At 68.1% G+C, this 12,761-nt stretch carries 8 protein-coding genes; 1 reads left to right on the plus strand and 7 read right to left on the minus strand.

The genetic code is table 11. The features are described 5' to 3' along the window. Positions 1-226: 226 nt before the first annotated feature. From IE108_RS22745 to ngcE, 7 genes are all read right to left on the minus strand, one after another. Positions 227-1,519, minus strand: a complete 1,293-nt coding sequence (locus IE108_RS22745) for a sugar ABC transporter permease (RefSeq protein ID WP_064730314.1) — start codon at positions 1,517-1,519, stop codon at positions 227-229. Next, complete coding sequence (locus tag IE108_RS22750; RefSeq protein WP_064730313.1) at positions 1,516-2,307, minus strand: ATP-binding cassette domain-containing protein; 792 nt, start codon at positions 2,305-2,307, stop codon at positions 1,516-1,518. The genes IE108_RS22745 and IE108_RS22750 overlap by 4 nt, the downstream gene beginning before the upstream one ends. Before the next feature lie 159 nt (positions 2,308-2,466). Then, entirely contained in the window at positions 2,467-3,567 is a 1,101-nt protein-coding gene (locus tag IE108_RS22755) for an ABC transporter substrate-binding protein (RefSeq protein WP_064730312.1), read from the minus strand. Positions 3,568-3,700: 133 nt separating this feature from the next. Next, positions 3,701-4,912 carry an ROK family transcriptional regulator gene (locus tag IE108_RS22760; protein WP_064730311.1) on the minus strand — a complete coding sequence of 404 codons (1,212 nt, stop codon included), beginning with the start codon at positions 4,910-4,912 and terminating at the stop codon, positions 3,701-3,703. A 192-nt stretch (positions 4,913-5,104) separates the two neighbouring features. Continuing rightward, positions 5,105-6,028: a carbohydrate ABC transporter permease gene (locus tag IE108_RS22765; RefSeq protein ID WP_064730310.1), complete on the minus strand. Its 924-nt coding sequence runs from the start codon at positions 6,026-6,028 to the stop codon at positions 5,105-5,107. A 3-nt stretch (positions 6,029-6,031) separates the two neighbouring features. Beyond that, the gene (locus tag IE108_RS22770; RefSeq protein WP_064730309.1) at positions 6,032-6,958 is read right to left on the minus strand and encodes a carbohydrate ABC transporter permease; all 927 of its coding nucleotides are present in this window, start codon (positions 6,956-6,958) and stop codon (positions 6,032-6,034) included. Positions 6,959-7,043: 85 nt separating this feature from the next. Then, a complete protein-coding gene (gene ngcE / locus IE108_RS22775; protein ID WP_064730308.1) occupies positions 7,044-8,492 on the minus strand; it encodes an N-acetylglucosamine/diacetylchitobiose ABC transporter substrate-binding protein in 1,449 nt (482 codons plus the stop codon). A 425-nt stretch (positions 8,493-8,917) separates the two neighbouring features. Here ngcE and IE108_RS22780 point away from each other — a divergent pair, with 425 nt between their 5' ends. Continuing rightward, on the plus strand, positions 8,918-12,724 hold the full coding sequence (locus tag IE108_RS22780; RefSeq protein ID WP_189397742.1) for a GH92 family glycosyl hydrolase: 3,807 nt from the start codon (positions 8,918-8,920) through the stop codon (positions 12,722-12,724). Positions 12,725-12,761: the final 37 nt, after the last annotated feature.

Here is a 12,761-nt window from a genome sequence, read left to right on the forward strand (position 1 = left end):
CCCGAGTCTAATGTTCCGCCGTGGCGGAACGTGTCCGGGCGGTGCGTCGTACGTCACGCGTTCGGCCTTACCCAACGACGGACCGTTCTACGACTTCCCCGCCCGCGGCCGGCGACGCGCGCCGTCCCCCGTACGGGCCCCCACGACGCGCCGCCCGCCCTCCCGGGGCTCAGCCGGGCGGGCGGGCGGTCGTCGGCCGTGGGGCCGCGCAGGGGGCCTGTGACGGCTAGGCGCGGCCCGCCGTCTTCTGGGTCTTGCGGGTGACCGCGTCGATGACGACGGTCGCCAGCAGCACGCCACCGGTGATCATGTACTGGACCGGCGAGGCGATGCCCTCCAGGGCGAGGCCGTACTGGATCGAGATGATGACCATCACACCGAGCAGCGCGTCCCAGGTGCGGCCGCGGCCGCCGAAGAGGGACGTGCCGCCGATGACGGCCGCGGCGATGACGTTCATCAGGAACTCACCGGTGCCCGCGCCCTGATTGGCGGAGGCGATCTTCGAGGCGACGAAGAGGCCGCCGATCGCGGCGAAGGTGCCCGCGATCGCGAAGACCGAGATCCGCACCAGCTCGACGTTGATGCCGGCCCGGCGGGACGCCTCGACGCTGCCGCCGAGCGCGAAGATCTTCCGGCCGTAGGCGGTGCGGCGCAGGACGAAGTCCGTGAGCAGCAGGAACGCCAGGAAGATCACGACGGCCAGCGGCAGGCCCTTGTACTGGTTGAAGACGATCGCCACGGCGAAGGCCAGCACCGCCAGCAGCACCGTGCGCACGATGATCTCGTTCAGCGGCCGGGACGGCACCCCGACGGCCTCGCGGCGGCGGTTGTCGAAGAACGCGCTGAGGAAGTACCCGGCGGTGACGACGATCGCCAGACCGTAGGCGGCGGCCACGTCGCTGAAGTAGTAGCTGGTCAGCTTGACGACCACACCCTCGGAGTCGAGGTTGATCGTGCCGTTGTCGCCCAGGATCTGCAGCATGAAGCCCTGCCAGAACAGCAGGCCTGCCAGGGTGACCGCGAAGGCCGGGACGCCGATCCGGGCGAAGACGAAGCCGTGGATGGCGCCCGCCGCCGTGCCGGTGAGGATCGCCAGCACCAGGGCGAGGATCTCGTTCATCCCGTGCGTGACGCTGAGCACCGCGAAGGTGGCGCCCGCGACACCGCTGACCGAGCCGACCGACAGGTCGATCTCGCCGAGCAGCAGGACGAAGACGATACCGACGGCGATCATGCCGGTGCCGACCATGGCGACCGACATGTCGGAGAAATTGCCGGCGGTGAGGAAGTTGGAGTTCAGGCTGGTGAAGATGGCCCAGATGATCAGCAGGCCCACGACGACCGGGATGGACCCGAGGTCGCCGGCCTTCATCTTCCGCTTGAACTCGCCGAGGTAGCCGGCGAAGCCCTGCTCGCGCACCAGCAGCCGGGGGTCGACCGCGGCGACCGCGGCGGGGGCCGCGTCGGTGTTCTCCACCGAGCTCTCCTCGGTGGCCGTGGAGGTCTTGTCGATGCTCACTTCTTTATCTCCCCATTGGTGCGCGCCGCACGACGGGTCACGGCGTTCTCCGTGGCGCCCGTGATGGCGGAGATGATCTCTTCCTGGGAGGTCGACTTGACCTCGAAGATGCCGTTGTTGCGCCCGAGGCGCAGGACGGCGACCTTGTCGGCGACCGCCTTGACGTCGGCCATGTTGTGGCTGATGAGGATGACCGCGTGGCCGCGCTCGCGCAGCCGCTCCACGAGGTCGAGGACCTGGGCGGTCTGCTCGACGCCGAGGGCGGCGGTGGGCTCGTCCAGGATGACCAGCTTCGGCTCGCCGAGCATGGAGCGGGCGATCGCCACGACCTGGCGCTGACCGCCGGAGAGCGAGGCGATCGGGATGCGCACGCTGGGGATGCGGATGGACAGCGTGTCCAGCAGCTCGCGGGAGCGGCGCTCCATCTCCACCTCGTCCAGGACGCCGCGCTTGCGCAGCTCCCGGCCCAGGTAGAGGTTGCCGACGACGTCGATGTTGTCGCACAGCGCGAGGTCCTGGTAGACGGTCGCGATGCCGAGGTTCTGGGCGTCGTGCGGCCTGTTGATCGAGACGGACCTGCCGTCCCACTCGATGGCGCCCTCATCGATGGGGTGCACGCCGGCGATCGTCTTGACCAGCGTGGACTTTCCGGCGCCGTTGTCGCCCACCAGGGCGACCACCTCACCGGCGTGGACCTCAAGCTCGACGTCGGTGAGCGCCTGGACGGCACCGAATCGCTTGGAGACCCCGCGCAACGCCAGCACGGGCGTAGCGGACACGTGAACCATCTCCTTCGCCGCCTGACCCGGCGGGAGGTTGTGCAGAAAGGTTGGGGGAGGGTCCGTCCGGCGCCCCGCGTAGCTTGCGGGGCTGATGAGTGCGGGGCGCCGGAGGAACTGGGGCGGCCGGTCCCGGGCGGCTCAGTCAGCTCGGGACGCGGGATCCGCTTACTTCAGACCGATCTTGTCGCAGGCGGCCTTGTACTTGCCGGCGCAGATCTCGTCGATCGTGTAGAAGCCGTCCTTGATGACGGTCTCCTTGATGTTGTCCTTGGTCAGCGAGACGACCGGGACGATGACCGCGGGGACGCCCTTGGCGGACTCGCTGTCGACCTTGTCGTTGGCGATGGAGTCGAGCGACTCGCCCTTGGCCAGCTTCACGGCCATCTCGGCCGCGACCTCGGCCTCCTTCGGGTACGACTTGAAGACGCTCATGTACTGCTCACCGGTGACGATGCGCTGCACGCCCGCGAGTTCGGCGTCCTGGCCGGTGACCGGGATGTCGGCGATGCCGGCGGCCTTCAGGGCGGTGATGATGCCGCCCGCCATGCCGTCGTTGGCCGAGTAGACGCCGGCGATCTTGTCCTTGCCGAGGGCGGATATGGCGCCCTCCATGTTGGCGTTGGCGTTCTCCGGCTTCCACTCCTTGGTGTCGTACTCGCGGCCGACCTTCACCTTGCCGTCGAGGGCGGAGTGGGCGCCCTCCTTGAACTGGGCGGCGTTCGGGTCGGTGGACGAGCCGTTCATCATGACGACCTGGCTGTCCTTGGCCTTGTCGCCCAGCGCCTTCAGCAGCGCCTCGCCCTGCGTCTTGCCGACGGTGACGTTGTCGAACGAGGTGTAGGCGTCGATCGGGCCCTCGGCGAGGCGGTCGAAGGCGACGACCTTGATGCCGGCGTCCTTGGCCTTCTTCACCGAGCCGGCGATGGCCTTGTAGTCCACCGCGTCCAGGATCAGCACGTCGACCTTGTTGGTCACCATCGTGTCGACCTGCTGGTTCTGCAGGCTGGCGTCCTGCTTGGCGTTGGCGTAGACGACCTCGCCCTTGTTGTTCGTGAGCTCCTTGACCTTCTTCTCGATCATGGGCTTGTCGAACTTCTCGTAGCGAGCGGTCTGGTTCTCCGGAAGCAGGAGACCGACCTTGATGTCGTCGCCCTTCTTCGCCGCCGAGTCGGAGTCCTTGTTGTCGCTGGACTCCTTGGCGCTGCCACAGGCGGCGAGCGAGACGGCCATGGCACCGGCGGCGATGGCAACGGCGGCACGACGCATACGCGTGTTCACTTCACAAACCTCCCTGACGAGGCCGCGTCGTTGCGGCCGAGGTGGCTGGAAGTCAACTCGGCCGCAGGTGCGACGTCAAGAAGTAAATCCTTAACGAGATGACAACGGTGCCATCCGTGCTCTAAGTGAAGGCAGGCGTGGCCGCCGGCAGGGCGCCGGTCGCACTTCCGTCCAAAAGGGTCGAATCGCCCATTTCGCTGAGCGCGAGGGCGAGCGCCCCGAGCACCTCGGCGCGGCCCCCAAGTGCCCCGGGGAGCACGGAGAGTTGACGTGCCGCGCTGGGGATGGCGTACCGCCCGACGGATTCCCTTATCGGCCCGAGCACCAGTTCACCGGCCTCGGCGAGATCGCCGCCGAGGACGACCCGGCTCGGATTGAGCAGGTTGCAGAGGTTGGCGACTCCACTGCCGATGTGGCGGCCGACGTCGGCGATCACCCGACGGCAGCCCGGGTCACCGTCCCGAGCCAGCCGTACGACGCCCTCCATCGTCAGATCGGGGCCGTGGCCGGGCTGGAGGAGCGGAAGCACATAGCGTGCTGCCGCGAAGGTCTCCAGGCAACCCCGGTTTCCGCACCGGCAGACGGGACCGGCCTCATCCAGGGTGATATGACCGATTTCTCCCGCCGTGCCCCCCGGGCCGCGATAGATCTTGCCGTTGATCACCAGGCCCGCCCCGACCCCGCTGGCGACCTTGATGTACGCCAGGTCCCGCACCCCGCGGCCGCTCCCCCAGACCAGCTCGCCCAGGGCGCCGAGGTTGGCGTCGTTGTCCACGTGCACCGGCACGCCGAGCCGCCCCCGCAGTTCCTCGGCGGGCCGGGTGCCGCCCCAGCCGGGCAGGATGGCGGTCGAGCCCAGCGTCCCGGACTCCACGTCGATCGGGCCGGGCACGCCGAGGCCCACTCCGGCGATCTTGGCGCGGTCCACGCCGGTGGCCGCGATCAGGCGGCTCACCAGCCGTTCCGCCCGGTCGAAGCCCTGGTCCGAGGAGGCGTCCACGTCCAGCGGCTCGGACTCCTCGGCGAGCACCTGGTGGGCCAGGTTCCCGATCGCGACGCGCAGGTGGGTGTGGCCGAAGTCCACGCCGATGACGATGCCGGCGTCCCCGCTCAGCGAGACGCTGCGGGCCCGCCTGCCGCCCGCCGACGTGGGCGTGACCTCGACGGTCCCGCCCTCCTTCAGCTCCCGGACGATGTTCGAGACGGTCGCCGCGGACAGGCCCGTCGTCCTCGCGATCTCCGCCTGCGTGAGCGAACCGGCGAGCCGTACCGCTCGTACGACCCGTTCCAGGTTGGCTCGGTGCAGCGACGACTGCGACCCCGGAGTCTCCACGACGACCTCCTGCGCGCGGGGCCGCTTCGATGAGGCCCCGTCCATGTCCAACTAGTGAACTCTAAGCTGAGCCGTTCGGGTCGCCTCCCGTCAAGAGGTTGAACCGCATCCGGGTCCTCCGCGGGCGTCCGCCCGCTCACGCGCGCGTGCCGCCCCCGGAGGCCGGGGGCGGCACGTCGGAGGGCCGGAGGGCTACTTCAGGGCGCCCGCCGTGAGCCCCTGGACCACCTGGCGCTGGAAGATGATGTAGGCCGCCAGCACCGGCAGCATGGCCATCACCAGGCCCGCGAACAGGCCCGACCAGTCGCCCTTGTACCCCTGGCTGACCGCGAGCTGTACCAGGCCCTGGGTGAGGACGTGCTTGTCCGGGTCCGTGTTGAGCACGGTCGGCAGCATGTACTGGTTCCACTGGCCCAGGAAGTTGAAGATCCCCACGCTGATCAGGCCGGGCTTGGCCATCGGCAGCATGACCTGGAAGAACGTCCTGGTGTGCGAGGCCCCGTCCACGAACGCCGCCTCCGCCACCGAGCTGGGCAGGGTCCGGAAGAAGGCGGTCAGGAAGAACACCGTGAAGGGCAGTGAGTAGGCGATGTAGACCAGGATCAGCCCGTGGATGGTGTTCAGCAGGCCCATGTTGTCCACGACGTAGAACAGCGGGACCAGCGCGAGCATGATCGGGAAGCTCATGCCGCCGATGAACAAGTAATAGATGAACCGGTTGCCCGGGAAGTCGAACCGGGCCAGCACATAGGCCGCCATGGAGCCCAGCACCAGGGTGCCGACGAGCGAACCGCCCACCACCATGACGGTGTTGAGGAAGTAGTCGCTCATGTGCGCCTGGGACCAGGCCCGCGACCAGTTGTCGAAGTTCAGCTTGGTCGGCAGCGACCAGGGCGAGCCGAAGATGGAGGCGTCGTCCTTGAAGGACGTCATCACCGCCCACACCAGCGGCATGCCGACCATGATCGCCCAGATGACCAGGACGCCGTGGGAGAAGACGTTGAGGGCGGTGCCCTCCTTCTTCCCCTTGCGGAGTCCGCCGGGCGCGGCCTCGGTCTTCAGGACGGGCGCGCCGGACTCGGCCGGCACGGGGGCGGGGGTCTCGGTCGTCTTCATTGCTCAGTACTCCAGCCGCTCGCGCCGGCCCAGCTTCATCACGAGGGCCGCGAAGGCCAGCGTGACGAGGAGCAGGGCGACGCCGATGGTGGTGGCGTAGGCGGCCTGACCGTCCCGGAACGCCTTCTGGTACACGTACAGGACCGTCACGGTGGTCGAGTAGTCGGGTCCGCCGGGCCCGGTCGTCATGATCTGCACGACCGCGAAGGACTCGGCGCCGAGGGCGAGGATGCCCATGTAGACCCAGCCGGACTGCACGGTGTCCCACAGCAGCGGCAGGGTGACCTTGAAGAAGGTCGTGAAGCGGTTCGCCCCGTCCAGCAGCGCGGCCTCGTACAGCTCCGCCGGGATGGAGGCCATGCCCGCCGAGAAGAGGACCACGAAGAAGCCGACGGTGGACCAGACGAGCACCGCCATCACGCACCACAGCGCGAGGTTCGGGTCGCCGAGCCACAGCGGCTGGACGGAGTCCAGGCCGATCCCGCGCAGCAGGGAGTTGACCGCGCCGCTGTCCGGGTTGTAGGCGAACTGGAACAGCAGGGCGACGATCGCGATGGAGAGCACCTGCGGGAAGAAGTAGACGATCTTGTAGAAGCCGGAGCCGCGGACCCCGGTGATCACCGGGCCGCCCTTCCGCTTCCGCCCGCCCACGTTGATCATGAAGGAGAAGAAGAGCGCCAGGCCGAGCGTCACCAGCGGCACCAGCAGGGCGAACAACACGCTGTGCCACAACGACTTCCAGAAGATGTCGTCGTCGAGCATCCGCGAGTAGTTGTCGAAGCCGACCATCTTGAACTCGGGACTCAGCCCGGTCCAGTCCGTGAACGAGTAGTAGATGGACTGGATGAACGGCCAGACCACGAAGAGCGTGTACAGCCCCAGGGGTACCGCGAGGAACCCCACGATGAACCGGTACTTGCCGTGCTGCATTGCTACCGACCCCGATCTGAGCGCGGGTGGCGCCGCCAGGGCCCGTCCGGCGCGCCGGCGCCGGACAGGCCCTGGTGACGCTTCCTCACTGGTGCTTGTAGTGCTTGATCGACGAGTCCTTGGCGGCGTCGTCGGCGAAGCCCTGGATCTTCTTGATGGTCTCGGCCGGAGTCATCCGGCCCGCCATCATCTCGCCCAGGCAGCCGACGCCGATCTTCTCCTTCTGGAGCTGCACGTACCAGTCCTGCATCCGCGGGTTCACCACGTTGCTGCCGGCCAGCTCCAGCGCCGCCACGCCGGACTTGAGGCCCGGGGTCAGCTCGATGCCGTCGGTGCCGCCGTTGTAGGCGCTGAGCGACTTCACCTTGCTGGTGAAGTTCTTCGAGGACGCCTCGCTGAGCATGACGCGCAGCTGCTCCATGCCGCCGGCGCCGTTGGCCGCCTTGGCCGGGACGATGAAGGGCTCGCCGCCGGAGGCCCACATGGTGCCGAAGGGCATCTTGTCGCTGTCGTCGATGCCGGGCGGGGCGGAGACGGCGAGGTCGAAGTCGGCGGGGATGACCTTGGCGGACTCGTTCTCCACCCAGGAGCCGTTGGGGATGAACAGGGCCTTGCCCTTGGCCCAGGCGGTCTGCGACTGGATGTGGTCCAGGCCGGGGGTGCCCTTGAGGATGTACCCCTTCTTGTACAGCTCGTACCAGGCCTCGAAGACCGTCTTGACCGCCGGGTGCTTCCAGGCGTTCGGCTCCAGGTTGTCGATGGCGTCCAGCACCTCGACACCGCCGACCTTGGCGATCATCGGGGACATCGAGAAGGGGATGTAGTACGGGTACTTGCCCGCGTACGTCCAGCCCGCCATGCCCTTCTTCTTGGCCTTCTCGCAGACCGCGAGCATCTCGTCCCAGGTCTTCGGGTACTCCGCGTCCAGCGAGTCGAGCGCCTTCTGCGAGTACCAGTTCCCGTAGACCGTGTACGCGTAGTACAGGATCCAGACCGGTTCGCCGTCGAACTGGCCCATTTCCACGATGCCGGGGCGCAGCGTGTCGCGGACCTTCTTGTTCGGGTCGTCGTAGGACGGGGCGTCGAGGAGCGGGGTGAGGTCGGCGAGCTGCTTCTTGCCGACCAGGACGCCCATGTCCATCTGCTCGGCGCCGGAGTTGTCGACGAGGTCGGGCGGGTTGCCGCCGTTGAAGCGCGGCTGGAGGGTCGACTGGATCTTCTGGGTGGCGGAGAACTTCACCTCGGCCTTCGGGAAGGCCTTCTCGTACAGCTTCACGGCGTCCTCGGCGTACTCCTTGCCGAAGCCGCCGTCGAAGAGGACGAATTCCATCTTGGCGCTGTCGTTGACCGCGAGAGGGTTCTTCGCGGACTTCTCGCCCGCCTGGGCCTTCTCCTGGTCGTCCCCGCCGCCGCTCGCGCAGGCGGAGAGGAAGCCCATGGCCGGTACGGAGATCAGGCCGAGCGCCGCGGAGCGCTTGATCAGATCGCGGCGGCCGACGCCCGTTCCATTGTTCTCGGCGGAAGTGGATCCCATGCTCAAGTCCTCGCCTTCTCCAGGACTCAGGCGGTGAACCGGATCCTCCCCGGCACCGCGATCGGGTCACGCTGGGTCGTGCAGGAAACGCTGGTACTGCTGTGCTGCCATCGGAAAAACGGTGCTGCTCGGGCGCTTGGGCGGTTCCTCTTCGCGGCTCCCCCCGCATCCCCCGGTGGCCGACAGGTATAGTCCACTTCCCGCCAGCGGATCAAGATCGAAAGCAAGGTTGGCGGTACGTCTTTTCCGAGTTGAGACCTCCCGGAAATATGAGTGGCCCGTGCACGCCATGCCGTAAGAATCCCTGGCATAAGCCCCGAACGCCACATCCAACACCCTTGACATCACATGCCACTTGACCCCTACTGGTCCTTGCGCGGCTGAATTGACAACGTTGTCCCACGCGCAGGGAGGGTGGCCAGGACATGCAATACAGAGTTCGGCACAGATGGGGTCCGGCGGTCGTGCTGACGACCGCCTTCGCCTTGGCGGCGGGGTCGCAGGGGGCGGCGGTGGCACTGCCGCAGGCTCCGGCCGGAGCCGACCGGGAGTTCGCCTCCTCGTTCGAGGCGGACGACCCGGCTCCGGACTGGCTCAACACCGTGGACACCGGGGCGGACGGCGGCAAGCGCTCCTCGGGCGTGGACGGCGGGTACACGACCGGCATACCGGGCAACGTCACCGACCACGTGACCGGTGTGCGGGCCAGCGCCGAGAACACGAACGGCGGCGAGGTCAAGGAGAACCTGGTCGACGGCGAGCCGGGCACCAAGTGGCTCACCTTCGAGAAGACGGGCTGGGTCGAGTTCGACCTGGACGAGTCGACGAAGATCGCCAAGTACGCCCTCACCTCGGCCAACGACCACGACGAACGCGACCCCGTGGACTGGACGCTGAAGGGCTCGGCGGACGGCGAGACCTGGCAGACCCTGGACACCCGCTCCGGCGAGTCCTTCGGGGAGCGCTTCCAGACCAAGACGTACGACCTCGCCGAGGCCGCCGAGTACCAGCACTTCCGGCTGGAGATCACCAAGAACAACGGGGCGGGCGACGCCCTCCAGCTCGCCGACTTCCAGCTGTCCACCGGCGGCGGCGACACCCCGGTCCCCGAGGACATGCTCTCCCTGGTCGACCGCGGCCCGACCGGCTCGCCGACCGCGAAGTCGGGCGCGGGCTTCACCGGCACGCACGCCCTGCGCTACGCGGGCCGGCACACCGCCGACGGCCGGGCGTACTCGTACAACAAGGTCTTCGACGTCAACGTGAAGGTCGACCGCCGCAGCGAGCTGTCGTACAAGATCTTCCCGTCGATGGCCGACGGCGACCTCGACTACGACGCCACGAACGTCTCCGTCGACCTCGCCTTCACCGACGGCACCCACCTGAGCGACCTCAAGGCCACCGACCAGCACGGGTTCCCGCTCACGCCGCGCGGCCAGGGCGACGCCAAGATCCTCTACGTCAACCAGTGGAACAGCGTCCAGTCGGGCATCGGCTCGGTCGCGGCCGGCAAGACCGTCGACCGGATCCTGGTGGCGTACGACTCCCCCAAGGGCCCGGCGAAGTTCCGCGGCTGGCTGGACGACGTGAAGATCGAGCGGGCCGCGTACGAGCGCCCGAAGGCCCACCTCTCCGACCACGCGCTCACCACTCGCGGCACCAACTCCAGCGGCAGCTTCTCGCGCGGCAACAACTTCCCGGCGACCGCCGTACCGCATGGCTTCAACTTCTGGACGCCGGTGACCAACGCCGGATCGCTCAGCTGGCTCTACGAGTACGCGCGCGGCAACAACGCGGACAACCTGCCCACCCTCCAGGCGTTCAGCGCGAGCCACGAGCCGAGCCCGTGGATGGGCGACCGGCAGACCTTCCAGGTGATGCCCTCGGCCGCGTCCGGCACCCCGGACACCGGCCGCGACGCCCGCGAGCTGGCCTTCCGGCACGAGAACGAGACCGCCCGGCCGTACTACTACGGCGTGCGGTTCGAGAACGGCCTCAAGGCCGAGATGACGCCGACCGACCACGCGGCGATGATGCGCTTCACCTACCCCGGTGACGACGCGAGCGTGATCTTCGACAACGTCACCGACCAGGCCGGCCTCACCCTGGACAAGGAGAACGGCACCTTCACCGGCTACTCGGACGTCAAGTCCGGGCTGTCCACCGGTGCCACCCGCCTCTTCGTGTACGGCGAGTTCGACAGCAAGGTCACCGGCGGCGACTCCAGCGGCGTCAAGGGCCACCTGCGCTTCGACGCGGGCAAGGACCGCGCCGTGACGCTGCGCATCGCGACTTCGCTGATCGGCGTCGAGCAGGCGAAGGACAACCTGCGCCAGGAGATCCCCGCGCGCGCCTCCTTCGACAAGGTCAAGCGCGACGCCCAGAAGCAGTGGGACGAGGTCCTCGGCAAGGTCGAGGTCGAGGGCGCCACGCAGGACCAGCTGACCACGCTGTACTCCAGCCTCTACCGGCTGTACCTGTACCCGAACGCCGGCCACGAGAAGGTCGGCGGGAAGTACAAGTACGCCTCCCCCTTCTCCAAGGCGGTCAAGGAGGACACCCCGACGGAGACCGGCGCCAAGATCGTCGACGGCAAGGTCTACGTCAACAACGGCTTCTGGGACACGTACCGGACCACCTGGCCCGCGTACTCCTTCCTCACCCCGTCCAAGGCCGGTGAGCTGGTCGACGGCTTCGTGCAGCACTACAAGGACGGCGGCTGGACCTCCCGCTGGTCCTCCCCCGGCTACGCGGACCTGATGACCGGCACCTCCTCCGACGTGGCCTTCGCGGACGCCTACGTCAAGGGCGTCGACTTCGACGCGAGGGCGGCCTACGACGCGGCCGTCAAGAACGCCACCGTGGTGCCCCCGTCCTCGGGCGTGGGCCGCAAGGGCATGGAGACCTCGCCGTTCCTCGGCTACACCAGCTCCGAGACGCACGAGGGCCTGTCGTGGGCGCTGGAGGGCTACCTCAACGACTACGGCATCGCCAAGATGGGCGAGAAGCTCTACAAGGAGACCGGCGAGAAGCGGTACAAAGAGGAGTCGGCGTACTTCCTCAACCGCGCCCAGGACTACGTGAACCTCTTCGACCAGAAGGCCGGCTTCTTCCAGGGCAAGGACGCGGCGGGCAACTGGCGCGTGGACTCCGAGAAGTACGACCCGCGCGTGTGGGGCTACGACTACACGGAGACCAACGGCTGGGGCTACGCCTTCACCGCCCCGCAGGACAGCCGCGGCCTCGCCAACCTCTACGGCGGCCGCAAGGGGCTCGGCGACAAGCTCGACGAGTACCTCGCCACCCCCGAGACGGCCTCCCCGGAGTTCAAGGGCTCCTACGGCGGGGTCATCCACGAGATGACCGAGGCGCGGGACGTCCGCATGGGCATGTACGGGCACTCCAACCAGGTCGCCCACCACGCCCTGTACATGTACGACGCGGCCGGGCAGCCGTACAAGACGCAGAAGAACGTCCGCGAGGTGCTCCAGCGCCTGTACACCGGCAGCGACATCGGCCAGGGCTACCACGGCGACGAGGACAACGGCGAGCAGTCGGCCTGGTTCCTCTTCTCCTCGCTCGGCTTCTACCCGCTGGTCATGGGCAGCGGCGAGTACGCCATCGGCTCCCCGCAGTTCACCAAGGCGACGGTCCACCTGGAGAACGGCCGCAAGCTGGTCGTCAAGGCCCCCAAGAACAGCACGAAGAACGTCTACGTGCAGGGGCTGAAGGTCAACGGCAAGCGCTGGAACTCCACTTCGCTCCCCCACTCGGTGATCGCCAAGGGCGGCGTCCTGGAGTTCGACATGGGCGCCAGGCCGTCCTCGTGGGGCACGGGCAAGGACGCGGCCCCGCCGTCGGTCACCCAGGACGACGAGGTGCCCACCCCGCGGACGGACGCCGTCACCGGTGAGGGCGCCCTGTTCGACAACACCTCGGCGACCGAGGCGAGCGTGACGTCGGTGGACCTCCCGGTCTCCGGCAAGGGCGTGAAGGCGGCCCAGTACACGCTGACTTCGGCGAAGGACCACGGCAAGGCGCCGGCCGGCTGGAAGCTCCAGGGCTCGGCCGACGGCACGACCTGGCGGACGCTGGACCAGCGCTCCGGGGAGTCCTTCGCCTGGGACCGGCAGACCCGGGCGTTCTCGGTGAAGTCACCGGGCTCGTACGCGAAGTACCGCCTCGTCCTGGACGGCGAGCACACGCTGGCGGAGGTGGAGCTGCTGTCCTGAACTCCATGGTGAGCACGGGATGAAGTCGCGGGGTACG

Origin of the sequence: Streptomyces parvulus (assembly GCF_014648855.1) — a bacterium.
GTDB lineage: Bacteria > Actinomycetota > Actinomycetes > Streptomycetales > Streptomycetaceae > Streptomyces > Streptomyces parvulus.

Coding starts and splice junctions, on each gene's coding strand:
- IE108_RS22750 (WP_064730313.1), bottom strand. CDS start 2,307: ATGGTTCACGTGTCCGCTACGCCCGTGCTGGCGTTGCGCGGGGTCTCC.
- IE108_RS22755 (WP_064730312.1), bottom strand. CDS start 3,567: ATGCGTCGTGCCGCCGTTGCCATCGCCGCCGGTGCCATGGCCGTCTCG.
- IE108_RS22765 (WP_064730310.1), bottom strand. CDS start 6,028: ATGAAGACGACCGAGACCCCCGCCCCCGTGCCGGCCGAGTCCGGCGCG.
- IE108_RS22770 (WP_064730309.1), bottom strand. CDS start 6,958: ATGCAGCACGGCAAGTACCGGTTCATCGTGGGGTTCCTCGCGGTACCC.
- ngcE (WP_064730308.1), bottom strand. CDS start 8,492: ATGGGATCCACTTCCGCCGAGAACAATGGAACGGGCGTCGGCCGCCGC.
- IE108_RS22780 (WP_189397742.1), top strand. CDS start 8,918: ATGCAATACAGAGTTCGGCACAGATGGGGTCCGGCGGTCGTGCTGACG.